Below are 26,585 nucleotides of genomic sequence, written 5' to 3' on the forward strand. Positions count from 1 at the left end.
TGACTCAATCATGACAAGGGACAATAAAACTCAGAAAAATATCATAAAGCTGCAATATTTCTATGCTAACAATCATAGGACAGTAGTTTAAGTCGAATCATCGAAGCACATTGAATACATAGAAAACTGCTATTCGGGAGTAAATATGAATACCAGCAATAATTATGTCAAACAAATCAAGAATGCTAAACGTGGTGGTTACACCCCGACCATTGCAAAAGATATTAACAAACATAAAATTCAGAAAGCCATTCGACTGATTGATCAATGGAGAAAACTGGCCAACGAACTAAAACCACAAATGCAAATTGATATGGCTTTAACACTAGAAGAATGTGCGCAAGACCTCGATCAAATTTTAAGGCGTAAATCTCTCTGATAAAATTCAAAGATTTCTGATTTAAATTTATTTTTTAATGCTTAAAAATAGATGAGCGATTCAATCGTTCACTTTTTGGCTTGCATTTTTAACCAAATTCGCTATTATTCACACAACAACGCCGGCATAGCTCAGTTGGTAGAGCAACTGACTTGTAATCAGTAGGTCCACAGTTCGAATCCGTGTGCCGGCACCATGTTATACTTAGCCTCACTTTTAGTGGGGCTTTGTTGTTTTTGCAGGTTTATTTTAAAAATTTAAATAGCATCTTAAAAATCTAAATAGCATTATTATGGCGCGTTCTTTTTTGCACTAATTTGTACATATTGCACTAAACCATCAGCATACAATTTATGGCATAACTTTGCGGTCAGTTGAATTTTAACAGCATCCAAACCGAAATGAGCTGCTGGCAATTGCTGAATATAATGCGAAAATCCAGACAAAACTGCTTGAGATAAATCAACAACTTCAATCTCGCTAAAATCATAATGTTGTAAAGTCTGCATCAGCATCGATTCATTCATTAAATAATCGACATTCACATCGGCAGATTTTAATAACCACTTATATTTTTGCTTTTGTAAGGTGGTTAAAGCCGACCACTCTTCAGACAACATTAAAGAATGAAAACCCAATCTGCCCTTTGCATTTAAAACCGTGCATACCGATGCTAAAAATGAATTTAAATTTGAGTGATACGCGGCATCGATACAAAGCACCACATCAAAAGTAGCTTTGAATTGAATTTGTTTTAAATTTAAAAAAGATTGTTGGTGAATTGCCGTAAGTTGCGGAAGATGCTTTTGAATGTGAATCACACAATGGGATTGCAATTCAACCGCTTCAATATATTTCAACTGATATTGCTGTTGCCACAAAGCTAAACTTGCGCCCTGCCCACAGCCTAAATCGAGAAGTTTATCGGCTGAGCTTAAATGCACAGCTTGCGCCAATTGATCGGCCAATTGGCGGCAAGCTTGTGGATAGGACGATGTTGCATCATCCCAATAGCCCAAATTGCTCCAAGCAAGCGCTGCATCATCTCCTAACTGTTTTGCATTAATCGCATACTTATGTTGGATAAAATGCTGACGAATCGCTTGAAGCCATTTCATGTATTTTAGTAGTAGTAGCCAAGTTGCGGGGAAACCTCAACTTTAGGTTTTAATCCAACAAACGGCAATGGTGCATTAAAAATTTCTGCAATATGCATGGCGGATGTCACGGCTGACTCTAAAATAGGTAAACCATCACAAGACCATGAACCACAATAAAACACTTTACGGTTTGCATCTTTATGACGAATCTGCAACTCTTTATTTAAAGCCACTGTTTGTGAATCGACCACAGCACGGGTTAAAGTCACGGTGGAAATGATTTTTTTAGGATCAATATCAATCACGGGTTGCCATGTTTGGAACACTGCTGTTTTACCAACTAAACTTGGTTCGACTGCATTCAACCACACTGTAAATTGCTGACGAGTAAATTTACGATCCATCATATAACTGAGTACTGCCCAATCTTTACGTTTTGGCGGCATCACTGTTTGGTCGGTATGAATCACCAATTTACCTTGCTCAAATTTAAATTTCTTTAACAGTGCAATATCATCAGCAAATTGTTCAGTATTTAAGAAATCTTCAATTTTATTGGTCGGTGTTGCCACAATAACCCGATCAAAAATGTATTGTTCACCCAAAGCATTTTCAACCAGTACGCGACTATCTTGTTCTTTGACTTGGGTAATTGCAGAACCATTATGAATTTGAATCCCTGCAATCAATTTGTCCACCAATGCAGGAGTGCCACCTTGCATGCGTAATAAAGCATCACCATCGGTCAATTGACGTAAAAAAATCAATAATGGTTTTGCTGGCCATTCGCCAATGGTTTTAGAACTACAGGTGCAAATGGTATACAGCACGGGCATGACCACGCCATGTAAAAACACCTCTTCTATATCATTGTTATTGATAAATTCAGCCAGCGTGATTTCTTGGTCTTTTGATTTGAAAAATTTAGCGATGGCCGTTTTAAGTTGCAACATCCCTTTGACTAAGCGCCATCCATACTGTTGAATGCCTTTCCGATTATTAATAATCGGAAAATTACCAATACGGCTACGAGAGGTGGTTAACCATGTTTCAATACGATCTTCAAAGAGCCAACTACATGCCATATAAGTACGAACGGGAAAAGTTTCGATCCCTAAATAAGTCGCCAAACTTAAGGTGTTTTTCCACAAATGCGGGTTCATGACGCGCAATGGTGCATCAATTAAGCCACCTTCAAATTCAGTACTATGGCTATCCATACCACGTCCAGGCAATGCTTCAAAAATCGTAATGCTATGCCCTGCATCTTTAAGAATTCTTGCGGTAGCTAGCCCAGCCATGCCACTACCAATAACGGCTATATCCAAAATTATTATCCGTCAGTTATATAAGATTACTGAAATTATGAACCAAGCAGGATTAAAAGGCGGTATTAAAATATTCCAGAATCTATCTTTTTAACAAAAGTCATCATGATGAATATCAGCCAGATATTCCTCCTTATTAGCACAAAAAAAATATGCACAAAAACAATAAAACTATTTAATTTATATGAATAAATTAATAAAAAACCTTTAAAACCATTAGCATATATTAACCAATTTTATAACAATCGTTTTACACACCCTTAAAATACGATTATTATAGTCCGTCTGGTCACTTGATCATGACAGCATCATTTTCATAGCAAATAATGATGCAAATAAAGTAAAAACAACAAAACTTATTTCGCAAAAAGCCCCTAAAAATTTAGGGGCTTCTTTATTTTTGCACCAAGAGCTTTAAAGTCAGGATTAGCCTGCAACCGCTATTTCACCAAACTTGCCACTATTCAAATCATTAAATGCTTGTATGATTTCATCTTTAGTATTCATGACAAAAGGACCATAGCCCTGAATAGGCTCATTTAAAGGTTGACCAGTCAACAGCAAAAATTTGCTATCTTGCAAAGCCTCAAGTTGAATATCGACTTCACCATCTTGAGCAAACAGCACAATAGAGCTGTCTTCAACCTTTTGCATTCCGTTCACTAACATTTCACCTGACAGCACGACAAGCAAAGTATTGTGATCAACGGGTACATGAATATGATGTACATGTTCTGCTTTTAACTCACCATCCCACACATTCACAGGGGAAAAGGTTGCAGCAGGACCACGATATTCTCCCTGATCTGCTTTATAGCAACCCGCGATGACTCGGATATGCCCTGCACCATTTTCAAGTTCAATCACAGGAATATCTTGTGCTTCAATGGCTTGATATTTAGGTGCGGTCATTTTATCTGCTGCAGGTAAATTGACCCAAAGCTGTACCATTTCAAACAATCCACCGCTTTTAGCGAATTGCTCAGAATGAAACTCTTCATGCATTAAACCTGCACCCGCGGTCATCCACTGCACATCGCCCGTTTTAATCTGACCGCCTCCACCACTGGAGTCTTTGTGTGACACTTCACCTTGATAGGCAATAGTGACCGTTTCAAATCCGCGATGTGGATGTGAACCTACACCATGTTGTGCGGTGGTTGGATTAAAATGATACGGTGCAGCATAATCCAATAATAAGAATGGGCTAATCGCTTGACCTAAACGATCATAAGAAAATAGGTTTTTAACAGGGAAACCATCTCCGACCCAGTGCATATTCTGATTACGATAAACGCCAATAATTTTTTTCATCTCAAACTCCTATCTCTAGGAAACAATATGAGTACATATTAGTCTTTTTAAATGCGTCAATATAGCTAAACACCAGTACACACCATCTCATTTTTAGGACAAAATAAGGATTCCAACTTTTAATCATGCTTATTTTTAAATTCAATCCAACCAATTATCCCATAAACAATAAAATGAATCTCAAATCACTGGCTTTATCCACCCTCATTATCTCATTAATATAAATTTACCCCAGAACATCTCAAGCAGAAGTTCGACTTCTCTATAACACTATTCACGAGGCACAAAAAATGGGCAAACCATACGTTCGTTTAGACAAAGATAATGCAGCTGTTTTGTTAGTCGACCACCAAACTGGATTACTTTCATTGGTTCGTGATATCGACCCTGACAAATTTAAAAATAATGTTTTAGCCCTTGCTGCTGCGGCGCAATATTTCAACCTGCCAACGATTTTAACCACCAGTTTTGAACAAGGTCCAAATGGCCCTTTAGTTCCAGAACTCAAAGAAATGTTTCCAGATGCGCCTTATATTGCTCGTCCTGGTCAAATTAATGCGTGGGACAACGAAGACTTTGTAAAAGCCGTCAAAGCGACAGGCAAGAAACAACTGATTATTGCTGGTGTGGTGACTGAAGTCTGTGTCGCATTCCCTGCACTTTCAGCTCTGGAAGAAGACTTTGAGGTATTTGTGATTACCGATGCTTCAGGCACCTTTAACCATTTAACTCGTGATTCTGCATGGGATCGCATGTCAAATGCAGGCGCACAATTAATGACTTGGTTTGGGATGGCATGTGAGTTACACCGTGACTGGCGTAATGATATTGAAGGTTTGGGTACTTTATTCTCCAATCACATTCCAGATTATCGTAATCTCATCAACAGCTACAACCAACATTCATCGCAAAAATAAGTGTGGTTTGTTTTACAAAAGCGATCTTCGGATCGCTTTTTTATTTTGTTCTTCTGCCCCCTCAATCATGCGACTTTTTTCAGCTAGAATGATGGCTTCCTTGCCCAGTTTTGAGCGTGATGTATGCATTCATTTGATGATTATTATTACTTTTTTCTGGTGGTGAAATACGCTGGATTTAGTGCCGCAAGTGAGGCGAGTAATATCACCAAATCAAAATTGAGCAGACGAATTTTAGACTTAGAAAGTCAATTTAATGTCAGTCTCATTCAGCGTTCAACACGCCATTTTAAAGTCACCCCTTTAGGGCAAGAATTTTATGAAGAATGTTGCAAAGTTATTGCTCAGATTGAATGTGCCAATAATGTATTACTAAAACAAAAAAGTGAGCCTCAGGGCTTAATCAAAATAAGCTGCCCTTCGGTCATGATGCATTTTCAAATTCGTACATTGCTTAATCAGTTTCTAAAAGATTATCCCAAAGTACAAATTGAACTCGAACTGACCAGCCGCCGTGTTGACTTAATGCATGATGATATCGACTTAGCCATTCGTACCAATTTTCAAGCCAATGAAGATTCAAGCTTGATTGTGCGTGATGTCATTAAAACCACTCATTGCTTGGTGGCAAGCCCTGAATTACTTAAAGGACGGCAAATTCAGCATTTCACGGAATTACACGAATTTCCAAGTGTGGTTCTTGGTATGCAAAAATCACAATATTACTGGCATTTAAACAATCGTGAGCATGGTGAAGTAATTGATATTCCACTCCAGCCACGAATTAAAAGCAATGATCTTGCTGGCGTGTATTATGCGGTATACGATGGATTTGGGATTGCCGATTTACCTTATTTGGCGGTTGAACAAGACATCAAGCAAGGCAAACTGATTCATGTCCTACCTGAGTGGTGCTCAAATTTAGGCACGGTGCAATTGGTCTATGCTTCTCGTAAAGGACAGCGTTTGGTGATGGAAAAACTCATTGATTATTTGGTCGAAGGTTTAAGAGATTTAGCCAAAGATCATTTAGGTTACGCACTTTAAATGAATCAATGAACCAAATAAAAAATCCAGAAACAACGTTCTGGATTTTTTAGGAAATTATTTTAACTTGAGCTTAAATTTTACCAATCAAGTCAATGGAAGGCGCAAGCGTTGCATCACCCTCTTTCCATTTTGCTGGGCAAACTTCACCAGGGTGTGCATGAACATATTGTGCTGCTTTCACTTTACGTAGAAGCTCTTGAGCATCACGACCAATACCACCTGCATTAATTTCAACAATCTGAATTTTACCTTCAGGGTCAATCACAAAAGTACCACGGTCTGCTAAACCTTCAGACTCAATTAAAACTTCAAAGTTTTTTGCCAAAGTCCACGTTGGATCACCGATCATTGGATATTGGATTTTTTTAATTTCATCCGAACTGTCATGCCAAGCTTTATGGGTAAAGTGAGTATCAGTCGATACTGAATAAATCTCTACGCCCATTTTTTGAAACTCAGCATAGTTATCTGCCAAATCACCAAGTTCTGTTGGACAAACAAAAGTGAAGTCGGCAGGATAGAAAAACAGCACTGACCATTTGCCTTGCATTTCTTTTTCAGAGATTTCAACGAATTCACCATTTTTATACGCTGTTGCATTGAATGGTTTGATTTCAGTATTAATTAAACTCATGAGATATTCCTCTAGCTTGTTTATAGGATTGCTTAGGTTGTGAAGCTAGAATACGAAATCTTTTTGAATTGGTAAAACCGTACTTTTTTATAAAAACAATCGAAAAAATAGATTAAATATTTCCATCATGATGCTTTTCATCATCGCAAAACTCAATTCAAATTTAAGTTGACCATCGCTCTTTTGTTCTGTAGATTTTGTTTTTGAGTGGACTATTAAAATGATGTTTCAATCTCTTCTTGAACAATTCCAAGCCCTCCCTTCTGGTACTGACAGCTTTAAACAACTCAAAAATCATTGCGAACAGCAAATCAAAACTGCTGACCTTGCGCTAGAACAAACTGCCCTGTTTCTGATTTATGGTTTTGCCAAAAATTATGTGCTGCTGTATGAAGATCAAGCGGTGACAGCACAATTTTCCAATGCTGCCAAAACCCAGTTATTGACCTATATGCAACAATTGAATTTAGCCCTTGCAACGCAAGACAAAGCACTTATTTTGGAGCGTTTAAATCAGGTGACTCAAGACTATATGCACAGCTCCCGAGTTTTCTAATTCAATCTATTCATCGCTTATAACAGTATCTACACATCATAAAAAACCCTTTGTTTTCACAAAGGGTTTAGATGCTGATCAAATACAAATCAAGCCACCTTTAGATAAAGACCAAGTATGGGGTATTTCTGAGATTCAACGCCATTCGCCAACGCAAGCAGATAGCATTTCGATTGATGCTCCAAATCACCCAGTGATTGATAAGCTGTATTTCCAAGACTATCGATTGATTGCTAAATTGATGCACTGGGGTGTCGATGCCTATATTTTATTTGGATGGATAAATCAGCTTGTTCTCATCATTTCCTCTCTTGTGTTATGTGTGATGATTGTTTATGCATCTTTTGCTTGATATAAAAGAACTGGCTTCAAACAGACAAGCAAACCGTTTTTTATGGCACGTTGAATGTCCTAAACATACAAGCTAAAGCTATTATCAAGGATCTGAATCACGATTTAATTGTGGCAGATATGTTTTGTACTGTAATATTTTTTTAATTATACTGCTGCCACATTTCCACTGTGTCGTATCGCTGATATGAAGTCCAGTTTTCGTCAACATTTGCTAAAGTGGCGCGCTTCGTTCGGTGCGATTACTTTGCTTTGTTTACTCTGGCATATCTTCTTACCAACGCTGGTACATACTGGCGTCGTACCTGCACTCTATGCAATGCCGACACATTGCCAAGTCACCAATATTCAAAATAGCTTGATGCTGTCTGAACCACATTCAAATGATCATCATGACATGCATCACCAACAGCATTTGCAACCGACTGGACATGATCAACTCAGTGATTATGCAAAAGAGGTTTTTGCACTCGCAAGCCAAATTATGAAGCATTGCCCTTTGTGTACCTATGGGGTTGATGCAGCTGCGATAGTGCCTTTTATTGCAATTATTTTTGTATTTTTATTGGCTTGGTTCACTCGTGTACGATGCTTATGCTATGAGTGGTCAGAAGATCTGCATATCCCACGTATCTTCTATATTTCCCCCCTCAAACAAGCTCCACCACTCGCTCTATAAATCGCAATTTTTATACATCGTATCCAGTGATGCACTGCGGTACAGCCTCGTTTATTGCTTTTTTATAGAGTTGATTATGAATACTCAATTTCGTTTGTCAGTATTAACGGCTGCATGCCTATCAATTACCTATAGTTCTATGGCTATAGCTGAAACATTATCCCAAGATCAGACTAAAACGCTAGATACAATCGTGGTAACAGCAAGTCGTGAAGGCGAATCCATTAATAATACCCCTGCTGCAATTAGCAAAATTAACAATAAAGACATTGAAGCTAAACATGCGACCTTTATCGGTCAATTGGTCAATCAAACCCCTGGTGTCTTGATGAATGACTTGGGCAACGAACAGCACATGATGTCGATTCGTCAACCCATCACGACTTCTGCTGTTTATCAATATTTAGAAGATGGAATTTCAATTCGTCCTGTCGGTGTGTTTAACCACAATGCCTTGTATGAAGTCAATTTAGCTGGAATTGACAGCATTGAAATTTTGCGTGGTCCAGCCAGTAGTTTATATGGCAGCAATGCCATTGGCGGCACCATTAATTTTCTAACCAAAGCTCCAAGTTTAATGCCAACGGCAGATTTGGGCATAAGTTCAAGCTCAGAAGGTTATCGCCGTTTAGAGGTCGGTGCATCGAATACGTTTGACACGGCATATGGAGAACATGGTCTAAGACTTTCTGCCTATGCGAGTGATCGTGGTGAAAGCTGGCAAGATCATGCAGAAAGCAATAAGCAAAGTGTGACTTTAAGACACGACTGGCATATTTCAGATACCACTCAAGTTAAAAACATTGCCAGTTATAACCATTTAAAAGCCGACATGACGGGCAGCTTAAATGCAAATGATTTTAGCAAGCGCCAAGGTTATAGTTATCAGACATTTACTTATCGTGAAGTCGATGCAACTCGCCTATCATCTCAATTAAATCATAGCTGGAATGAGCAACAAAAAAGTCAAATGACCGTGTATTATCGTGATAATACGACTGAGCAAAATCCAAGTTATAACATCCGCACCGACGTTGTTAGTGGCGTACCTACGGGCACATATAGTGGGCAAACCACCTATAATGCTTTTCAATCTTATGGTTTAAATGTGCAACATTCTGCCAATTTCGATCCAGTGAAATTCACCATAGGTGTTATGGCAGAACATTCACCGAATCAAGCTAAAACTAATGATATTGAAGTCTTTCGTGATCCAAACACACTTGTTTATACAAGCTACAAACAACGTCAGTTATTACGTGATTTCAAAGTCGACATCAATAACCAAGCACTCTATACACAAGCAAATTGGCAAGTTTTACCCAACTTAAATTTAGTTGGCGGTGCACGCTATGACTGGATTAGTTATGATTTTGATAACCAACTCGTTCCGTCAACAGTCACAGGTGCACCCGATGAAAAACGCAATTTTCATAAAACCAGCCCGCAACTTGGCTTGGTCTGGAATATTACCCCTGAGTTCGACTTGTATAGCAACTGGTCACAAGGTTTTGTGCCGCCAGAAGTAAGTGGTTTATATGGCGCAAATTTAGTTACACCAGACTTAAAAGAAGCCACCTTTAATAATGTTGATGCAGGCTTACGTTTTAAATTATTTGATGATCGTCTTGATGGCGAAATTACTTTGTACCGTTTGCAAGGTCAGGACGAAGTACTCAGCTATACCAAACCTGATAACACCCGAGAGCCTCGCAATGCAGGTCAAACCTTACATCAAGGTATCGAAATTGGTGGAACTTGGAAAATCAGCGACATTTATAATCAACGTTTGAAACTTTCAGGCAGTTTTGCCAAGCATGAATATGAAGATTTCAAACCATCAAGCGTGGCTGATTACAGCGGTAATACCATGCCAAGCTCGCCAAAAAGTTTTGGCACGATTGAGTATCAAATTAAACCCATTCCTGAATTATTACTTTCTGCGGAAGGTGTATATGTCGGTTCTTATTGGATCAATGAAGCGAATACCGAAAAATATGACGGACACACCGTACTGAATTTACGTGCCAATTATCGTCAAAATGCTTATGAAATTTATGGGCAAATTCTAAATGTGGCAGATGCTCACTACGCGGAAAGTACGTCATTTAGTAATAATCAAGCGAGCTACACACCTGCTGCGCCGCGCACTTATTTACTCGGTCTACGCTATCATTTTGGGGAATAACTTATGAATGCCAGCCAACTCAAAAAGCTGATGAAGTTTCATCGGGGTTTTGGAATGGTGCTCGGCATTCTCGTTTTAATGTGGTCGTTAACTGGTGTGTTGCATCCAATCATGAGTGCAACGCAACCTCAACCCGCAAAACGAATGCCTCCATTTCAGCAACTTGATTTAGAACATGCAATGCCTGTATCGCGGGTGTTGCAACAGCAGCAGATTACGCAATTTTCAGCATTACAAGCCATTGAACTGCAACCCAAGCTTGTGGCTTATCGCGTATTAAAGCCGAATCAAAATAGTGCTGAATATTATGATAGTCAAACAAGTCAATTAATTAAAAATGGCGAACAGAATGATGTAAAACGCTTAGCACTTTGGTATACAGGTTTAGCCAAAGAACAGATTATTTCGGCTACACTAATCACTGAATTTAGTGATGATTATCCAAGTGTTAATCGTTTATTGCCTGTTTGGCGTGTAAGTTTTGATAATGGCCTGAGAGCCTATATTGATCCATCACAATCAAGGCTCTCTACAATTTCAAATGATCAGAAAATGTGGATGGCAAGAATTTTCCGTTTAGGTCATACATGGACGTGGGGTGATCAAGCTTGGCTTGGGCAAACTATCATTATGCAAATTGCCTTAGTTGGCATATTGGTATTGGTGGTGATGGGTGTTGGATTATTTTTTAAAATTCATAATCGTAAAAATCATCGTTTACGCCAAAAACCGAGTCGCTTTTTACACCGCTATTTAGGGATTAGTTTAAGTGTATTTATCTTGCTGTGGGTGTTGAGTGGTTTTTATTATGTTTGGCAAAAGAAACCTGATGTTAAAAATATTCAACCCATTTTTAATACTCAGGATTTGAGTTTAGAAGCATGGCAAACTGCGACTCAACAGCCATTACAACGATTAAACCTTGTCCCAATTGCACTAAATAACGCACAAGCTGTTGCTGGTTTTATGGTTCAATTCGTAGGAACGCCTCAAATGCAAGGTAGTATGACGGCTGTTAAAGAACATGATCATCATAATCAGGCCAAAAGTGCAGCACCGACCATTGAACTGATTGATGCTAAAACTTCTGCAAAATTGGATATTCTTGAGCAAAGTAAACGATTGGCTGCAAATTATTTACACATTCCTGCCCATCAATTTACTCAGAGTTCATGGGTCACCAGTTTTAGTGGAGAATATGGATTTATCAATAAACGTTTGCCTGTTGTTAAAGTCGAAACAAGCTTAAACAATCAGCTCAGGCTTTATATCGAACCAAGTAGCGGTTTAATTGCCGCACAAGTCACGCAGCAAGATGCTTTAGAAGGATTTAGTTTTGCTTACTTACATAAATGGACTTGGTTACCAATAGATAAAACACTTCGAGATATCCTACTCGTTACCCTTGCAGGTCTGATTGCCTTGATGGTTATTTTAGGTTTTTGGATGCAAACACAAAAACGTTAGTCCCTCTATGATTCTCTCTTAATCAAGTGAGAATCATCTTTCTTTGCTTATATATTCTTATTTAGAATAATTTGTTATCAATGAATAATGATCCTGCTAAACACGAGAATATTTATGAATCTACTTCAACAGCACCTTAATTGCCAATTTAACATTGGCTTTTAGGATCGAAGCAAATAGTGATATTTTCATGATTAATTAACAATTTGATCTAACGAAAGCGTGTCTATGAAATCGGTGGCTATCCACTCTTTGTTCTATATCAATCTTTTTGTTAAAAAAAGAAGAACTCGAATAAAATCAAGTTCTTCCTTTCTTATAAAGTACAATATTTAGATATTATACAAGTTAAAACGGAAGTCCATATATATTTACATATAAATAATATAATTCAGATACTTATAATTCATTTAAATATTTTTGTAAAGTTAATTATCATTTAATGAATCTTGATTCCATCTTCTTAGCTCCTTCTAACTTTTATCTTTACAAAAGTAACTTAGATGAAAATATCTAAAATTATCTAACTTTATCTTTTTTATATCCAGAAATGTGTTCTGTATAACTCCTATTATTTTGATTACTAGATAAGCATGTGAAAGGAGAAAATAGAATGTCTAGAACACCAAATGATGATCGTTCAGATAGCATGAATCCAAATAATGATGCGTATTGGGATTCTCTAGATAATCATTCAGATCAATTAAATCCAAACAATGATCGCTACCAAGGATAAAGCATTATGCATCTAGGAGATTTCGATCTCCTATTTGTTTTAGGGACAGCTATGTATTACTCAAAAGATAAGGACATCAATGCATACGTAAAGCGACTACTTAAACATAAGAGCTTTCGTATCATTAGCGGTAAAAAACACGATCAACTGTGTATATTCGAACAGCGGAAGTTAGCTATACCTTCCACTCCGAGTAAACAGAGAAGCTATATTGAATTTAAAAATACTGTTAAACGCATTCTAAGAGAACTAGGAATAGTAAATTATGAAGCAATACTGTGATGATCCATTCTTGGATAACCTGTTACATAAAACTCAAAGGCTTAAAAAAGGGAATTAATAGTCTCTTTTTAAATTTATTAATAGACGAAAGGGCAGCAAAACTTTCGTTGGCTGCCCTTTCTTACCCACCCCTAACCCTTAATTCATAAACTTAGTTTTCGGGACTTTCGTTTCCTATTCTGTTTCCAGAATCTAAATCTATGCCAGAATGGATTTTACCATCGCGTTACAGAAGCTAACTGGCAGACCCGTAAGACTCAGGCGGTAAAATCAAGTGAGTCAACGATGACTCATTGTGAGGCTTTAGGTGCCTACGACCTTGAGGTTTTCTTTAAATTACCAAGTTGCAGGAAGTACTTCAACATCTTTTACTTGATAACCATTCATGACTAACGAATTTACTAATAGATAATCAATCGTAAAATAATTCACTAAGTACTCTTCATTTACTAGAGACTCATCCCGATAATCTCGTACATATTTAATTAACTCCTTAATATCTAAAGGCTCTGTAATTTCAGCTAAAAAATTTGCATTCATCTCATGGTGTGCAGGATGATTGTTACCATGCTTAAATGTAATCAACTTCTGAAGTACACATCGAAATTTGTTATCACCTTGCTCATGAATAGAGAAAATAGCTTGTGCATCTTTTCGCTTTATACGTCCTTGATAGTCTCGTTGGGGATTTATAAATTTTTCACGTAAAATCACTTTACCCTCAACCAAAACAAACTTTATTGGAAAAGAATAGTCAGTACCATTCTCTTCTTCCAACCGCATTTCCTCTTCAGACTTGTGCACCTGATAGAGTTGTGAGGTAACTTTTCTGAGTTGATGACCATATAAATCTAGAAGAGGCTTTATTTGATCTTCATAAGCTAATTTCACCCCATTTTTCCAGTCACTTACTTGTGATTGACTACTCAACCTACACATCTTTTGTATACCGATTTGAGTATGACCATTATCCAAAGCAATCTTGATTAACTGCTTTGTTAATTTGAACTTTTTACGAGGAGCTTTTGCTTTTTGCTCTAATTCTTCACTCATTGTGAAAACCGAATCTAATTTAATCATTAAGTGAAATATATGCGAAAAAAGACCTTAATGAAGCGATAAAATTTAGATAATTTCAGATAAATCTAGATATTTCCAATCTAGAAAACACTTTATATTTAATGAAATGAAAAACTATCGGATTTGTAGAAGTAATCTGTTACCAGTTGGATCGACTCACTTTCATATATCATTCATTAAAATCTTAATTCTTTCATTAATATAAGTTATATTTAAAAAATTCCCTACAGCATAATGGCCAAGAAAATTACAGAATATTTTGAATAAATATTCTGAAAATCTTATCGAATCGATTACTTCAACAATCACTTTCGCTAGACGATCTTCTCTAAATTTTCCATAAATGCTTTGCATACATTTATTGAGACAGGCAAAAATTAGGTTTTCTAATGACGTTGTTTCTATCAAATTATTTTTTTTCAAATATTTGACAAGTGTAAGTTTCATAATCGCTGATAACACAACCAAAGCTTGTTCGTCATTATTAAAGCTCAATGGAGTTTCATTTAATAAATTCTTTAATAATATCCAATCATTTGAATCAGTTGATCTTGCAAGATCAATCAAGTCAGTGTAACTATAAACAGTAAAAAGCCCAAAGTTCGACCATTGAATTATGGAAGTTTTACGTTCCTCAAATTCCAAATAATTTCCTAGTAAACTTAAAAAATCATGTAGCTTTACAACCTTAACATCATTCTGCTTAACAAATATTGTCCTTAGTGCTGAATCCAAACATAACCAAGGAATATCATTTGCAATTGAAAGCCTTAAAGTAGAAAAAACTGAAGGACTCAAAATATCTCTTATTTCATTAGCAAAATCAGGTAAATCAATAATATTTGGAGAAATTATTTTCGCATATTCAAGCAACTCCTTTAGCTGATCAATAAAGGATGCATAATAGGCGTCAACTGTATTAGAGTCTGTTTTTACCAAGGACTCTTCGACTAAAGCTACTGATAAAAAACTGTCATCAGTAACTTTATTTATCCACGCAAAAACAACATCAAAAGTTTCCTGGGTTAGAAAAATTTTAATCCCAGATTGTATTAGAGCTTTATAATTATTATTGAAACATAAATAAATAAATGAATAGATATCGACAATTAATGCTTCACTAGCTGTAGTATTTCCCACACCATTTGATAAACAAAAATTAGCTTTACTATTCTGTAATATCTTTAAAACTGTTTCAAATTCTTCATGATTTTTGAATAGACTGCCTTTTATATACATTGTTAGATCAGGATTAGAAATTAGATTTTCCGTATGGTCATCTCTTGTAAAGCGCTGCAAAATTTCTTTCATATCCTCCACAATAAAATTATCCCTAACTTTTAAAGATAAGAATGTAAAATCGGAAGAGTTATGTCTATTATCTTCAGTTATTGTTGTTGCTATTTGAAAAATAGTTATAAATGATGGTTGTTTCTCAATTAGCTTTATTTTTTGATATCCTATAAAACGTTCCTCACCTTCGTTCATCTCAGCTAAAGAAGTTCCCAAATCATAGTCTATATTTATAAAGTGTGAAAAATTAGAAACATCATCTGAAACAATCAATTTTTGTTTTCTTTCACCTTCAACCTCATAAATTACACCTTCAAAAACATTGTCATAATTTAAATTACTTACAAGCTCTTTTTTATTAGCAATTAGGGTTAAATGCATATTACACAGATAAGGCGCAACAAAATTAGGCTCCATCAAAAATAATTTTGTTATTAACTTTTCTGCATAAACAGAATCAATTTCTGTGTAAACTAAATAAATAAATCTAAAAATATTCTTAGCTCTTGGTGTTAGAATTTTTTCAGGAATATCATCTAATATTGTTTTTGTTTGATCAACACTTTCATGTTTCAAGCTTAAAAGTAAATAATCCAACCAAATATTTAAACTGTCCTTATAATAATCAACAATTGCAATATAATCATTTTTTGAATTTCCATAATCCCCTATAACACCATAATATCTCGCTCTTAATATTAAAAAATCAGAACTAATATTATTAGAATCAATATTTTGTATATGAGACTTTAAAGTGTCATATTTTTCTAAATTCATTAGAGAATAAAGATAATATAAATAAACTCTGGATTGAGAAGAATTTTTAGAAACAACTTTTTCCAATAATCTATTCGTATTCAAAAATTGCTGTTTTTTAAATACGAATAGATTCTCACAAAGAGTAATTATATAGAATGGGTGTATGCTTCTAAATTTCCTTTCTTTATAATCTAAAAACTTAGAAAATTCTTCTTCAAACTCACTAACATTTTTTTTATCTTTAAAAACAAAGGATTTTAAAACTAAAGTTAATAAATCTTTATCAAATTTATTCTCATCTTCAACTTCCCTACATTGAGAAATCCATCTTATTAAGACCTTTAAATTAGTTTTATTTAAAGCTACTGCATTTAGACAAAGAATAGCCTCTTCCAGCTTTAAGGGTTTTAAATCATTTATTTTACTCAATATATTCTGATTAATTTCTACATTTTTTTCTGAGTAATTTTCTAGAGCATCAGCAACTTCACTACTTATTGGCCTAATAACATTAATGAATTTTAAAGCCACATCCAAAATATTACAGATTGAAAAATTTGATTTAATAACAAGGTTAATTAATAGTCTCAGTGCATTCTGACCAATCTCACTCTCATCTTTAATTAATTCAAGAAATGAAAAAGCAATTGAAAAAAATTCTTCAACAATGTTCTCTTCTAAATATTCTAATGGTCTATCCAGCTTATCCAATAGCTTGTCATATAAAATTACCAACTTAAGAATTTTTAAATTTTTATCATCATCTTTAATTTTTTCTAATACTATTAGAGCCTCCTCTCTCTTTTCTACTCTAGCTAATCCTCTAGCCAAAAATAATAATCCTAGTTCATCCAAAACCAGTGTTTTTTTAGAAAATGTTTCTTTTAACTCATCTTCATAAGCGAAATAACGAAGATTAATATTGTCTAAATAATCAGATCGATCTTCTGAAAAATTATTATATACCTCTAACGCTTCACTTTCAGAAGTTAAATAAGTCACTTCTACCAAAATTGCTTTATAAAAATCTAAGAATTCTGGCGAACCTGAACGTATTGCCCTTTTTATAGTATTTAAATCACCTTCAACTCTTAGACTTCTTTTGGAGTTTAGGTAAATAGTCAATACTTCCAAAAGTTCGACAACACCTGCTGATTTTGAAGGTATATGAATATTTGATTCTAGCTTACTTTCCGCCTTATCAAATGATCCTATATTAATTAAATAATATAAGTTATAAGCAACTTTGACAAAATCAACCGCCTGCATAGACTGATTGATAATCTTATCACCCAATATATTATCACCCGATCCATTATGTTTTTGTGTGATAGATTCTGTCATAGTAGCCCCTAGATTCTAACTATTTGTCTGATTTATAAGTTACATGTTTATCACCTGCAACATTGTCGCCTGATCCTGAATGAATCTGGGTAATCTGCGTTAAAGACTGATCAATTTTTATTGCCTTCAATAAAGACATTAAGTCCTGATTTTGCTCAATTCTTCTTGCTATTCCTGTCTCATTAAGCTCATCAATATTATCGATTTGGTTAATTTCATCTACTACCTTTTGTGCAGTAGTATCATCAATCAACCAACCTTTTACTTTCGTCTTAAAATTGTCCAACGTTAGTTTTGCAGATGTTTTAACAATGTCATATACAACTCCTGACAGAATCGTAGCTGTCAAAAATGCTTCCATATTTCTTTTCCTTTTTTATCAAGCTTATGAGTTATCTTTAATATGGTTTTTTTATTTTTTTTCAAGCTATTAAGGAAGTAAATTTTTAGGTGTAACATCTAAAGCTTTTGCCAACTCATAAACTTTCTCTAAAGTAATATTTACTTCTCCTCTTTCAATACGTCCCATATAACTACGATCTATGTTACATAGTAACGCAAGCCTTTCTTGAGATAACTTCTTTAGTTTTCTTTGTTCCCTAACCTTCAAACCAAAAGAAACTGTTAGATCTGACATATTTTGAATCAACTGTTCAAAAAACAGAACTATCACTATTTGAGGACTATACATCCACGGACTATAATCCTCTTTTAACAAATCTGATGAGTTTACAGGTATGCAACTACTAAAAATGCCTTTGTTTGAAATCTTTCTCCCAATTATTCAATCAAATAAGATTCAAAATTGGACAGCTAAAGACTTTTGGAAACTAATGAAGCTATCAAAAAAAGACCGTAATCGCTTCAATCGCCAACGCATGTATCGAATATTGCGTAAACTTGTTGAATTTGGTTTTTTAGTGTAAGCATCCGCTGAGCCCCACTTTTTCTAACTCATTAATACCGCGATAGTGTCCACTAAAATTTAAGTGGACACCTATTTATGGATTTAAAGACAGTTATAGACAGCACACCAACGCTAAAAAAGCCCCGTCGAACCTTCACAGCTGAATTTAAACATCAGCTTATTCAGCAATGTCAGCAGCCAGACACATCAGTGGCCAAAGTAGCAATGCAACATCAAATCAATGCCAATCTGCTGCATAAATGGATTCGCCAGTCCAGATCCATGCCCCCTGCATTAAAAACCCCATCCAGTCCACAGACCGACTTCCTTCCCATTGTGCTACCTTCGACTCCAGTCAAACAAGACGCACCTCCACCACCTGTGCCAGAGAAGAAAGCTGTCGCTCATATCAGGATTCCACTGTATAAGGAACCAAGTTCCGCAAGGGATCAGATGATCGAAATCGACTGGCCTGTGGAGTCAGTAACTGAATTACTGGTGCTGATCCAGGGTTTGACTCAATGATTCGTATTGATGAAATCTGGCTCTCTACCCAGCCGATGGATATGCGTGCAGGGATGGATACGGCCATGGCTCAGGTGTTGAGAGCCTTCGGCTATATCAAACCGCATTGCGCTTACCTGTTCTGTAATAAACGTGGCCATCGCATGAAAGTGCTGGTGCATGATGGATTGGGCATCTGGCTGTGTGCCCGGCGGCTGGAACAGGGGAAATTTCACTGGGCGCAGGTTCATCAGGGTGAAACCGTAGCCCTCAGTCCGGAACAGTTACAGGCATTGATCCAGGGTTTGCCCTGGCAGCGCATTGGACGACAGCAGGTGGTGACTATGCTCTAAACCAGGCTCGTGCATTCTGCTATTCTCCAAACGTTCTATTTCCTCTGCATCATGACCTCAGGCATACTGCGGTCATGAATACGCTGCCTGACTTAAGCCAACTGACCCATGAACAACTGCTGGAATTCACCAGACAGTTGGCGATTCAGCATCAGTCTCTAGCGCAATCAAATCAACAATTAGATACCAAGGTTCAACATCTAGAAGTATCAAATCAACAATTAGATGCCAAAGTTCAACATCTTGAAGCATGCAACCAACATCTCTCTATTCTCACGCAAAAATACGAGCATGAACTGGCTCTGTTTAAACGGCATAAGTTCACCCAGAAGAATGAACACTTAACGGCCAAACAAATCCATCTGTGGGATGAAGCGGTCGAAGAAGATATCGCAGCAGTCGATTTGGAATTGGAGCGGCTGAATTCAGGTAAAACTGATGCATCCGCGCAGAAAGCCACAGCAAACAAACCTAAACGTCGACCACTGCCAGATCATCTACTCACTCTCCGTATTGAGCACGAACCTGCCTCAACGCAATGCAGCTGTGGCTGCACATTGCGTCGTATCGGCGAAGATATCAGTGAAAAACTAAATTTCAGGCCGGCACAGTTCTATAAGGAACAACATATCCGTGGTAAATGGGTCTGTGATCAGTGTGACATCCTGACTCAACAAGCGATGCCTGCGTATGTTATTGATAAAGGAATCGCTACACCTGAATTGCTCAGCCATGTGCTGGTTTCCAAATACGCTGATCATTTACCGCTATATCGTCAACGTCAAATCTTTCTACGCGCAGGTGTTGATCTTTCCAGATCCACATTATCTGACTGGATTGGACGCTGTGGGGTAGAACTTGAACCTCTGACCAATGCCTTAAAACAGGTGGTGCTGCAACAACAGGTGCTGCATGCAGATGAAACACCGGTCACCATCATGCAGATGGGGGATGATGAGAAAAAACCGAAGAAAGGTTATGTCTGGGCCTATGCCACGACACAGTACAATCCAGTTCATGCGGTGATCTATGACTTCCAACCGAGCCGTTCAGGTCAGCATGCTGAAGAGTTCCTGAAAGGCTGGCAGGGGCATCTGGTCTGTGATGATTACAGTGGTTATAAAGCACGCTTTAAATCAGGCGATGTCATTGAGGTGGGCTGCATGGCGCATGCACGTCGTAAATTCCATGAACTGCATGTGACCGGGAAAAGTCAGATCGCTGAACAGGCATTACTGATGATTCAGAGACTGTATGCGATAGAAGCAGAACTCAGGAAAAAGACGGATGGTACAGCAGAACACCGCCGCGAATACCGGCAACAACATAGTCAACCGGTGATGCAACAACTGTATGAATGGCTCAACCAACATTATCTGACGGTGCCATCGAGTTCTCCAACTGCCCGAGCGATCAACTACAGCCTAAAACGCTGGCCAGCCTTAAGTCGCTATCTGGATAATGGCAATTTGCCCATTGATAATAATTGGTTGGAAAATCAGATGCGTCCCTGGGCCTTGGGACGTAAGAACTGGCTATTTGCAGGTTCGCTGCGCAGTGGTCAGCGAGCTGCCAATATCATGACTTTAATCCAGTCAGCAAAGCTGAATGGCCTGGATCCGTATGCCTATTTAAGTGATGTGTTGAAAAGGTTACCGACCCATAAAGTGACCCAAATAGAAGAATTACTGCCACACCGCTGGAAATCCAACCCAAGTTAAAAAATAGCTATGGGGTTCAGCGCACGCTTACTTTTTAGTCAAAAAAGTAGATGATCAAAACTATCGATTTTCTATATTTAGTGAAACAGCTAAATTAAATGAAATCAGAAATTTAGATGAAAAAACTTATGAAGCATCGAAAATGAAATTGGAAGAGCTAAAACTAAATTCTGAAATATTGTTTTTAGAGAAACAAGCTGAAAAATATGTAAAATTAGAACAAGTTTTCCCAAGCATGAAAAATCAAATTTGTCATGCGAAGGAAACATGTTTATCTCAACTTATTGAAATAAAAGCCTATCAATCTGCTTTAAAAAGCGTAACTGCTTTAAATTAAATTAGATACGTCCTGAAAATAGAATTTCTTTATCAAATTCTTTCAGAGTCTTTTCGGTAGTTGTGTGACTAGGTAAGGCTGCTTCAGGATGAACAGGCTTATCAACATCACTCATCTGAATACCTTTTTGTCGAATATGGTAAGCAATCTGCTGCCATCTCTTTTTCCATTTCAACTCCTTCTCTTGGAAAAACTCGATTTGCTTTTTTAATGACTCTATTTCTGTTTTTAACTCATCGACAGTTTTATCTAAGACTTCTTTTGAAGTGACCTCACCTTTGGATAAAGACTGTTTAGCAACATCATAAGCAGCCTTTATTTGAGGCTTAGCTTGCATGGACTGACGAGAAAACTTGAATCTATCCTCCAAAATAGCCCACGTTAATTTAGAACCAAAGTGACCCAATGCCCATTTATTTAGCTCACGAATAATTCTTGCCTCATCTTGCTCTGTCATGCGTTGGAATTTATTAGACATTTGAAATTTCCTTTAAATAAGCTTTCGGGTCAAATTCAACTACGCCATTATCTTTTAGCTGCTTTGTCAGGACATTAATTTTCTTCTCATTATGCAGCTCCCAATCTAAACTTTTCTTTACACGATTTGATTGCTTTTGCTGACGGACTGTTTCTTGTGCATGTACAGTAATAGCTAAAATACGTTTTTGCTCATTTACACGCTGCTTATCATCTTTAATCCACACATAGTCCTTACATTCAGCAGAGCATTGTAAATGCCTTTCACAAGGTAACTGTGAGAAATTATGAATACATAATCCAGTCCCTACATCGTGTACAGCCTGAACTCTAGCAGCCAATACTGCATCTTGTATTTTGATTGGAAGATTAAAAATCTGTTCAGCTAATCTACCTCCAGCTTCACCATTTCTTAATTGTTCTCTGATGAGAAGAGCTTTCTTTTCTGGACTAGTATGTTGATAAGCTTTTGTATCTCGAGGATTTGAGCGTCCAAACCATTCAGTTTGTATAAGATCAGATAAACCACCTTCATCTAAGATAGTATTTAGAGTATGCCTAAAATCATGGGTAGTGAATTCAGGAATATCTTCAAGACCAACATATTCATTTACAAGATCATCTATATATCTTAAGAAAGTGGTCAGCATAGAATGGGTACATTCTACAGGTAGCCAATAAGCTTCGCTTTTACCACTAGACATTGTGTAATATCGTAAAAACATCAGATCATGCAAAAAGTACTTTTTATCGAATTGATCAATATGAAATGATGAAAGATTTCTTAGATTAAAGTTATATTCACAATATTTTTTAAGTCCTTCGTAAGTCGTATAACAAATTGGGCGAGAAGGTTTTTTCCCAACAATTGTTAATTTATCGTGATCACTAAAAATCAGTCCGTCTTTACTTAATCGACTGTCAGAGTTAAGAATATTTGGATTGATTCCTAATTTTATTAAATCTTCTTTATATAATTTTTTGGGACAATTTATTAAAAATCGTAGATCTACCGTCTGAGATCTATGCATTTCAAGAGCACTGTCTCTACATTTTTCAGTAAGGTCATGAATCTCTGAAATAACATCCTTTAAAATATCTAATGTTTGTGATGGTAGATATAATTTTCTTATAGGCGTAAAGGTGTTGCCCTTAGAGGATTTTCGAGGGAAATATTCTAAATAAGCTACACCATCTTTATCAGCTTGAATTTCCTGATAAGGCAATAATGAAAGCTCTGAAAATCTACGGCCAGTACAAGCGAAGAAAGTTAATAATAAAATATAAAAACGATATTTATGATCTTTCGGTACATTTTGGTATAGCTGCCCAAGTACTTGAAAGACCACAGGTGCTAATACTTTTTCTTTTGTTATCAAAGTATCGGGGGCATCTAATCTTTTAGTACCAACAGCATTCGCTGATTCAGGTCGCTTTTGTTTTGAATACTTATAATTTAAGAAATTCTTACATAAACCATTTGCATCTAGATGCCCTGCAAACTCCGCAGCTAACTTATGAAAATTATAGGCTGATGACTCTGAATAATCTTTTGAAATTTCATCACATGCACGGTCTAGATCCTCTCTAGTAATATTATAAATAGAGGAATTACGCTGATTAATAAAATAAGCAATATAAGCAGAAACTGCTACAAACCCTCGTTGATTAGATAAGTTTTGGTGTTTGGAATGTAGTCTTAATAAAAATAAAGCTTTTACTAATTGCTCCCAGTCCCCTCCAATTCGTTCTCCATCTAATTTAGGTGGATAGCTGAAATTCATTGTGACTGAGAGACTATTTCTACCACTTTGCTGTAATAAACGCCCACCAGTGATTTCCCAAACTTCTTTATCCCACTGAATACGTTCAAATCCGTCTAGCTTTAATAATTTTGCCTTAGCAATAAGACTATTAAAATTTGCTTGGCGATCTATTTGTAAGCTTGTTAAAAAAGGAATAACTTTTGATTTTCTAAAACCTTTTTCAGTGCTCATACATATTCCTTTTTACAAGCTTCTGCTACTTGAGCTACAGCAAAAATAACTTCATCTAACTGGATTCCTAAACGAGCATTTTCATATTTTTCTAAGCGCTCATTCCTGCTATTAAGGAGACTCTCTAGCACATATTCATGGTCAGCATGTTTATATGGCTGAAACTTTGGACATAAATAACATGAAAAAGGAGGGTCTAAATGACAAATAGAAGCTTCACCACATACACCAATATCTTTTATCTCACCTTCAATTTGATCACCTGTAAAGACCAAGTGTTTTTCAGGATTATCCCCATTAATAGCATCCTTTGAAGAATCAATAATTTGTCCAGAAAAATAACTAAGATATTGAGAGAATCCTTTAGCAATCGCTTTATCAAGCTGAATAACAATTTTTCCAGTAAGCTCGAAATATACATTCACATGCTGAGTATCTGTGTGGTCCAAAATCCTAGCAAGCGCAGCTTTGCTAATTCCTTCTGCCGCTAAACCAGTTGCAAGGGTATACCTAAGCCTTCTGGCAGAAACATGCATTAACTCTTTAGTCAAAGGAGAAATAATATTGTGTCTTTTTACAAAGCCTTTGATTAATGAAGTAATCATAGCTGAAGAAAAGTTATACGCATTTTCAAAATCACCAGATAATAACGCAGCCTTATTCCCCTCTATATTGATAAAAATTGGTTCAGGATTGGGTACTCTTTTTCTCTCGTGATAAAGAACCACATTAGCTTCATTATTAGCTTTGATTAAGTCATGAATATAATCAGCGAAAGTAGAGTCAATAAATTCTTCGGTATAGTCATCTCTGGGATTCACTAATCTTTTTTTAATCCGTGGGATTCTTAACACATAAACTGGATCATCTGAGCCTTCCGTTAAATTCACGAAATCCGAATGTCTTAAAAACGTTAAATTGGCTGGGTTTCGACCATAAGCAATGGAAAGAGCTACAGCGGCTTTTTCTTGTAAATGTTCAAACTCTTTACTCTGGTCTGTCTTCAAAGCTTTTATTAATAGCGGAAGTTCTAGACTATGATTTAAAGGTCCTGAATCAGGATCTTCCATCCGCACAGCTTCTCCTTTAGGATTACCAGGAATGGACATCGTTTCTAAAATACTGGCATAAGCTGTTGAAAAACCTAACTCAGGATAATGCTCAGCTCCATACAAATACCATTGTATCGGTCTATATAACGTCCAGAGTTTGTGCTCTGCACGACCTAAATTAATCGCACTTTCAACTACTGAAATTAGAGTTTCTTCAATATCTGGAGCAGAATTTATAACTTCAATATTATTTCGAAAAAACTTTGCCCAAATATCCTGAAAATGCTGTAAACCTGCATGAGTAGATACTTTTTCAATTTTTTCTATGACGAAAGATTTTAATACCCATTTAAAATTTTCATTTGGAATTTTTGAAAAATCTAATTTAGAACTAGAAGTATCAATAGCATATGGCAAGTTCCATAAATCACTTGCTGTATTTACCTTTTTTCCTTCACGACTAATAATAAAATCAGGAATCTCCCTCCAACCATTTTCATTAGCAAATAAATTCTGTTGCACAGTTTTAGATTCCGAAAATTTCACGTTGATATTGTCCTAAATACTTATTAGCTTCTAATTCAGTTTCTTTGAATGTATAGACATCTTGTGAAGACAATGAACTATCTCCCCTCAAATATGCTAATGCTTTTTTCCTATTGTCTTCTTCAACACCCGCTTCTCTTAACAACCGCTCCATTGAAGAGGAAAAAGTATGCCTCAATGCCTTGGGACTTAAAGTAGATGGTAGTGACTGATAATGCTTTTTTCTCAGAATCTGAAAATATTGAGTTATAGAGGGAAGAGAAAGAGGCGTACCTGATTCATTGAGAATTAGATAATCCCATTCAATATTAGTTTGATTTTGTTGATCTAGCATTTCCCGCCACTTAGTAATAAAAAGATCAATTTCTATTGCTAAATTACGATCAGTAATCTCTAAAACTCTCCCATTTCTCTTAATTTGAGGCCTTGGTCTCCTCATATCATTAACATCAGGTGCTCTACGTTTTACTGTAATCGAAGAAATACCACCAATTTGTAGATCTTCCACTCTTAAACTCAATAATTCTCCAGATCGAAGACCAAAAGTAATCATCAACATAACGATGATATAGTTTCTGTGCTCAATTGGATTGTCGCTACCAAGTTTAGGTTTAATCAGTCTAAGAAGTTCAGACTTTTCTTGATTAGTTAGCCCTTTATTTAGACTTTTATTTGAAGGTGGTGAGTTTATAAAACAGCGATCAAGTAAGGAAGTAAGCCTTGTCTTATATGTGACATAATATTGATAATTATTTGATGTAAAGGATAAAGTTCCGATATACATCTCAATATACCAGTTTAAAAACTGTTTAATCGTGATGAGTCTTTGATTAAACGTATCTGGCTTGACTGCAATCTTGATCGTCTTATGTCTTTTTTCATGATCTCTTCTTAGAAATTCTACAAGACTTCCTATAATTTCAGCCTCAGTAAAAGGTTTCTTCTGAATCAGCCTTTCATATATGTCAATATTATGAATGTGAAACCATTCATATAATAATTTTATTTCTCTTAAGTTCCTGATCAATGTATTAGAACTTACATTCCTTTTGGAGAGAACAAACTCATTTGGTAAAGGTATTGGCATACCATCATCATCAAGGAGTATAGGCAACAATTCTCCAGAATTATGCAAAATTACCTCTACATCCATCTCATAAACTTCCAACCTTGACACATTCTTTTTAACACATTAACTTAACAAAATAAATTATATATGCACTTTTAAATTAAC

The 26,585-nt window shown here is 36.2% G+C and carries 24 protein-coding genes, 1 tRNA gene and 1 pseudogene; 14 read left to right on the forward strand and 12 right to left on the reverse strand.

The window, feature by feature from the left end; translation table 11 throughout:
- Nucleotides 1-145 precede the first annotated feature (145 nt).
- Nucleotides 146-379, forward strand: coding sequence for a hypothetical protein (locus tag BLV99_RS09080; RefSeq protein ID WP_004650715.1), 234 nt, complete (start codon nt 146-148; stop codon nt 377-379).
- Nucleotides 380-499: 120 nt separating this feature from the next.
- Nucleotides 500-575: transfer RNA gene (locus BLV99_RS09085), tRNA-Thr, on the forward strand.
- Nucleotides 576-669: 94 nt separating this feature from the next.
- On the opposite strand, the gene BLV99_RS09090 is transcribed toward BLV99_RS09085, so the two are convergent.
- The 3 genes from BLV99_RS09090 to BLV99_RS09100 form a co-directional block, all read right to left on the reverse strand.
- A complete protein-coding gene (locus tag BLV99_RS09090) occupies nt 670-1,497 on the reverse strand; it encodes an SAM-dependent methyltransferase (RefSeq protein WP_092689844.1) in 828 nt (275 codons plus the stop codon).
- Between the two features lie 5 nt (nt 1,498-1,502).
- Nucleotides 1,503-2,807, reverse strand: a complete 1,305-nt coding sequence (locus tag BLV99_RS09095) for an FAD-dependent oxidoreductase (RefSeq protein WP_139243534.1) — start codon at nt 2,805-2,807, stop codon at nt 1,503-1,505.
- A gap of 426 nt (nt 2,808-3,233) precedes the next feature.
- Complete coding sequence (locus tag BLV99_RS09100; protein WP_092689847.1) at nt 3,234-4,121, reverse strand: pirin family protein; 888 nt, start codon at nt 4,119-4,121, stop codon at nt 3,234-3,236.
- A gap of 290 nt (nt 4,122-4,411) precedes the next feature.
- Here BLV99_RS09100 and ycaC point away from each other — a divergent pair, with 290 nt between their 5' ends.
- Nucleotides 4,412-5,038 (forward strand): isochorismate family cysteine hydrolase YcaC, encoded by a 627-nt coding sequence (gene ycaC / locus BLV99_RS09105; protein ID WP_092689850.1) that lies wholly within the window; start codon nt 4,412-4,414, stop codon nt 5,036-5,038.
- Between the two features lie 123 nt (nt 5,039-5,161).
- Nucleotides 5,162-6,085, forward strand: coding sequence for a LysR substrate-binding domain-containing protein (locus BLV99_RS09110; protein ID WP_092689853.1), 924 nt, complete (start codon nt 5,162-5,164; stop codon nt 6,083-6,085).
- Nucleotides 6,086-6,158: 73 nt separating this feature from the next.
- Here the strand turns inward: BLV99_RS09110 and ahpC are convergent, their stop codons facing one another.
- Nucleotides 6,159-6,722 (reverse strand): alkyl hydroperoxide reductase subunit C, encoded by a 564-nt coding sequence (gene ahpC, locus BLV99_RS09115; protein ID WP_086184014.1) that lies wholly within the window; start codon nt 6,720-6,722, stop codon nt 6,159-6,161.
- A 220-nt stretch (nt 6,723-6,942) separates the two neighbouring features.
- On the opposite strand from ahpC, the gene BLV99_RS09120 reads away from it, so the two are divergent.
- The 6 genes and pseudogenes from BLV99_RS09120 to BLV99_RS18635 all read left to right on the forward strand — a co-directional run bounded on the left by BLV99_RS09120 (nt 6,943) and on the right by BLV99_RS18635 (nt 12,699).
- Nucleotides 6,943-7,278, forward strand: a complete 336-nt coding sequence (locus tag BLV99_RS09120) for a hypothetical protein (protein ID WP_092689855.1) — start codon at nt 6,943-6,945, stop codon at nt 7,276-7,278.
- 79 nt (nt 7,279-7,357) lie between these two features.
- A pseudogene (locus BLV99_RS18475) lies at nt 7,358-7,618 on the forward strand (PepSY-associated TM helix domain-containing protein); the annotation flags it as partial.
- Nucleotides 7,619-7,816: 198 nt separating this feature from the next.
- Nucleotides 7,817-8,308, forward strand: a complete 492-nt coding sequence (locus tag BLV99_RS09125) for a hypothetical protein (protein WP_092689858.1) — start codon at nt 7,817-7,819, stop codon at nt 8,306-8,308.
- 76 nt (nt 8,309-8,384) lie between these two features.
- Entirely contained in the window at nt 8,385-10,496 is a 2,112-nt protein-coding gene (locus tag BLV99_RS09130) for a TonB-dependent receptor (protein WP_092689860.1), read from the forward strand.
- A gap of 3 nt (nt 10,497-10,499) precedes the next feature.
- On the forward strand, nt 10,500-11,963 hold the full coding sequence (locus BLV99_RS09135) for a PepSY domain-containing protein (RefSeq protein ID WP_092689863.1): 1,464 nt from the start codon (nt 10,500-10,502) through the stop codon (nt 11,961-11,963).
- Between the two features lie 613 nt (nt 11,964-12,576).
- A complete protein-coding gene (locus BLV99_RS18635) occupies nt 12,577-12,699 on the forward strand; it encodes a hypothetical protein (RefSeq protein ID WP_257232889.1) in 123 nt (40 codons plus the stop codon).
- Between the two features lie 618 nt (nt 12,700-13,317).
- Here BLV99_RS18635 and BLV99_RS09145 read toward each other — a convergent pair.
- The 4 genes from BLV99_RS09145 to BLV99_RS09160 form a co-directional block, all read right to left on the reverse strand.
- Nucleotides 13,318-14,034, reverse strand: a complete 717-nt coding sequence (locus tag BLV99_RS09145; RefSeq protein ID WP_092689870.1) for a hypothetical protein — start codon at nt 14,032-14,034, stop codon at nt 13,318-13,320.
- Nucleotides 14,035-14,223: 189 nt separating this feature from the next.
- Nucleotides 14,224-17,457, reverse strand: coding sequence for a GapS6b family protein (gene gapS6b / locus BLV99_RS09150; RefSeq protein WP_092689872.1), 3,234 nt, complete (start codon nt 17,455-17,457; stop codon nt 14,224-14,226).
- Between the two features lie 19 nt (nt 17,458-17,476).
- A complete protein-coding gene (gene gapS6a / locus BLV99_RS09155) occupies nt 17,477-17,818 on the reverse strand; it encodes a GapS6a family protein (RefSeq protein WP_092689875.1) in 342 nt (113 codons plus the stop codon).
- 69 nt (nt 17,819-17,887) lie between these two features.
- Nucleotides 17,888-18,094 carry a helix-turn-helix domain-containing protein gene (locus BLV99_RS09160; protein WP_092689990.1) on the reverse strand — a complete coding sequence of 69 codons (207 nt, stop codon included), beginning with the start codon at nt 18,092-18,094 and terminating at the stop codon, nt 17,888-17,890.
- 366 nt (nt 18,095-18,460) lie between these two features.
- On the opposite strand from BLV99_RS09160, the gene tnpA reads away from it, so the two are divergent.
- The 4 genes from tnpA (at nt 18,461) to BLV99_RS09185 (ending at nt 21,279) form a co-directional block, all read left to right on the forward strand.
- Nucleotides 18,461-18,889: an IS66-like element accessory protein TnpA gene (gene tnpA, locus BLV99_RS09170; RefSeq protein WP_092689877.1), complete on the forward strand. Its 429-nt coding sequence runs from the start codon at nt 18,461-18,463 to the stop codon at nt 18,887-18,889.
- On the forward strand, nt 18,886-19,221 hold the full coding sequence (gene tnpB / locus BLV99_RS09175; RefSeq protein ID WP_092689880.1) for an IS66 family insertion sequence element accessory protein TnpB: 336 nt from the start codon (nt 18,886-18,888) through the stop codon (nt 19,219-19,221). Before tnpA ends, tnpB begins: the two co-directional genes overlap by 4 nt.
- Before the next feature lie 74 nt (nt 19,222-19,295).
- Entirely contained in the window at nt 19,296-20,942 is a 1,647-nt protein-coding gene (gene tnpC / locus BLV99_RS09180) for an IS66 family transposase (RefSeq protein ID WP_092689882.1), read from the forward strand.
- A gap of 142 nt (nt 20,943-21,084) precedes the next feature.
- On the forward strand, nt 21,085-21,279 hold the full coding sequence (locus BLV99_RS09185; protein WP_092689884.1) for a hypothetical protein: 195 nt from the start codon (nt 21,085-21,087) through the stop codon (nt 21,277-21,279).
- Nucleotide 21,280: 1 nt separating this feature from the next.
- Here the strand turns inward: BLV99_RS09185 and BLV99_RS09190 are convergent, their stop codons facing one another.
- Genes BLV99_RS09190 through BLV99_RS09205 form a run of 4 tightly spaced genes read right to left on the reverse strand, consistent with a single transcriptional unit; the run spans nt 21,281 to nt 26,504 of the window.
- Nucleotides 21,281-21,757, reverse strand: a complete 477-nt coding sequence (locus tag BLV99_RS09190) for a protein kinase (RefSeq protein WP_092689886.1) — start codon at nt 21,755-21,757, stop codon at nt 21,281-21,283.
- Nucleotides 21,750-23,753, reverse strand: a complete 2,004-nt coding sequence (locus BLV99_RS09195) for an integrase (protein WP_092689888.1) — start codon at nt 23,751-23,753, stop codon at nt 21,750-21,752. The genes BLV99_RS09190 and BLV99_RS09195 overlap by 8 nt, the downstream gene beginning before the upstream one ends.
- Nucleotides 23,750-25,351 (reverse strand): site-specific integrase, encoded by a 1,602-nt coding sequence (locus BLV99_RS09200; RefSeq protein WP_139243536.1) that lies wholly within the window; start codon nt 25,349-25,351, stop codon nt 23,750-23,752. The genes BLV99_RS09195 and BLV99_RS09200 overlap by 4 nt, the downstream gene beginning before the upstream one ends.
- Entirely contained in the window at nt 25,332-26,504 is a 1,173-nt protein-coding gene (locus BLV99_RS09205) for a tyrosine-type recombinase/integrase (protein WP_092689890.1), read from the reverse strand. Before BLV99_RS09205 ends, BLV99_RS09200 begins: the two co-directional genes overlap by 20 nt.
- Nucleotides 26,505-26,585: the final 81 nt, after the last annotated feature.

It is taken from the genome of Acinetobacter kyonggiensis (genome assembly GCF_900107285.1).
Lineage (GTDB): Bacteria > Pseudomonadota > Gammaproteobacteria > Pseudomonadales > Moraxellaceae > Acinetobacter > Acinetobacter kyonggiensis.

Bases quoted from the DNA above. Each gene is read 5' to 3' on its own strand.
- BLV99_RS18635 (WP_257232889.1), top strand. From the start codon at position 12,577: ATGTCTAGAACACCAAATGATGATCGTTCAGATAGCATGAATCCAAAT.
- BLV99_RS09100 (WP_092689847.1), bottom strand. From the start codon at position 4,121: ATGAAAAAAATTATTGGCGTTTATCGTAATCAGAATATGCACTGGGTC.
- gapS6b (WP_092689872.1), bottom strand. From the start codon at position 17,457: ATGACAGAATCTATCACACAAAAACATAATGGATCGGGTGATAATATA.
- BLV99_RS09090 (WP_092689844.1), bottom strand. From the start codon at position 1,497: ATGAAATGGCTTCAAGCGATTCGTCAGCATTTTATCCAACATAAGTAT.
- BLV99_RS09125 (WP_092689858.1), top strand. From the start codon at position 7,817: ATGAAGTCCAGTTTTCGTCAACATTTGCTAAAGTGGCGCGCTTCGTTC.
- BLV99_RS09185 (WP_092689884.1), top strand. From the start codon at position 21,085: ATGAAATTGGAAGAGCTAAAACTAAATTCTGAAATATTGTTTTTAGAG.
- BLV99_RS09205 (WP_092689890.1), bottom strand. From the start codon at position 26,504: ATGGATGTAGAGGTAATTTTGCATAATTCTGGAGAATTGTTGCCTATA.
- BLV99_RS09130 (WP_092689860.1), top strand. From the start codon at position 8,385: ATGAATACTCAATTTCGTTTGTCAGTATTAACGGCTGCATGCCTATCA.
- BLV99_RS09080 (WP_004650715.1), top strand. From the start codon at position 146: ATGAATACCAGCAATAATTATGTCAAACAAATCAAGAATGCTAAACGT.
- tnpA (WP_092689877.1), top strand. From the start codon at position 18,461: ATGGATTTAAAGACAGTTATAGACAGCACACCAACGCTAAAAAAGCCC.
- BLV99_RS09195 (WP_092689888.1), bottom strand. From the start codon at position 23,753: ATGAGCACTGAAAAAGGTTTTAGAAAATCAAAAGTTATTCCTTTTTTA.
- BLV99_RS09135 (WP_092689863.1), top strand. From the start codon at position 10,500: ATGAATGCCAGCCAACTCAAAAAGCTGATGAAGTTTCATCGGGGTTTT.
- BLV99_RS09145 (WP_092689870.1), bottom strand. From the start codon at position 14,034: ATGAGTGAAGAATTAGAGCAAAAAGCAAAAGCTCCTCGTAAAAAGTTC.
- gapS6a (WP_092689875.1), bottom strand. From the start codon at position 17,818: ATGGAAGCATTTTTGACAGCTACGATTCTGTCAGGAGTTGTATATGAC.
- BLV99_RS09190 (WP_092689886.1), bottom strand. From the start codon at position 21,757: ATGTCTAATAAATTCCAACGCATGACAGAGCAAGATGAGGCAAGAATT.
- BLV99_RS09160 (WP_092689990.1), bottom strand. From the start codon at position 18,094: ATGTCAGATCTAACAGTTTCTTTTGGTTTGAAGGTTAGGGAACAAAGA.
- BLV99_RS09120 (WP_092689855.1), top strand. From the start codon at position 6,943: ATGATGTTTCAATCTCTTCTTGAACAATTCCAAGCCCTCCCTTCTGGT.
- tnpC (WP_092689882.1), top strand. From the start codon at position 19,296: ATGAATACGCTGCCTGACTTAAGCCAACTGACCCATGAACAACTGCTG.
- ahpC (WP_086184014.1), bottom strand. From the start codon at position 6,722: ATGAGTTTAATTAATACTGAAATCAAACCATTCAATGCAACAGCGTAT.
- BLV99_RS09110 (WP_092689853.1), top strand. From the start codon at position 5,162: ATGCATTCATTTGATGATTATTATTACTTTTTTCTGGTGGTGAAATAC.
- ycaC (WP_092689850.1), top strand. From the start codon at position 4,412: ATGGGCAAACCATACGTTCGTTTAGACAAAGATAATGCAGCTGTTTTG.
- tnpB (WP_092689880.1), top strand. From the start codon at position 18,886: ATGATTCGTATTGATGAAATCTGGCTCTCTACCCAGCCGATGGATATG.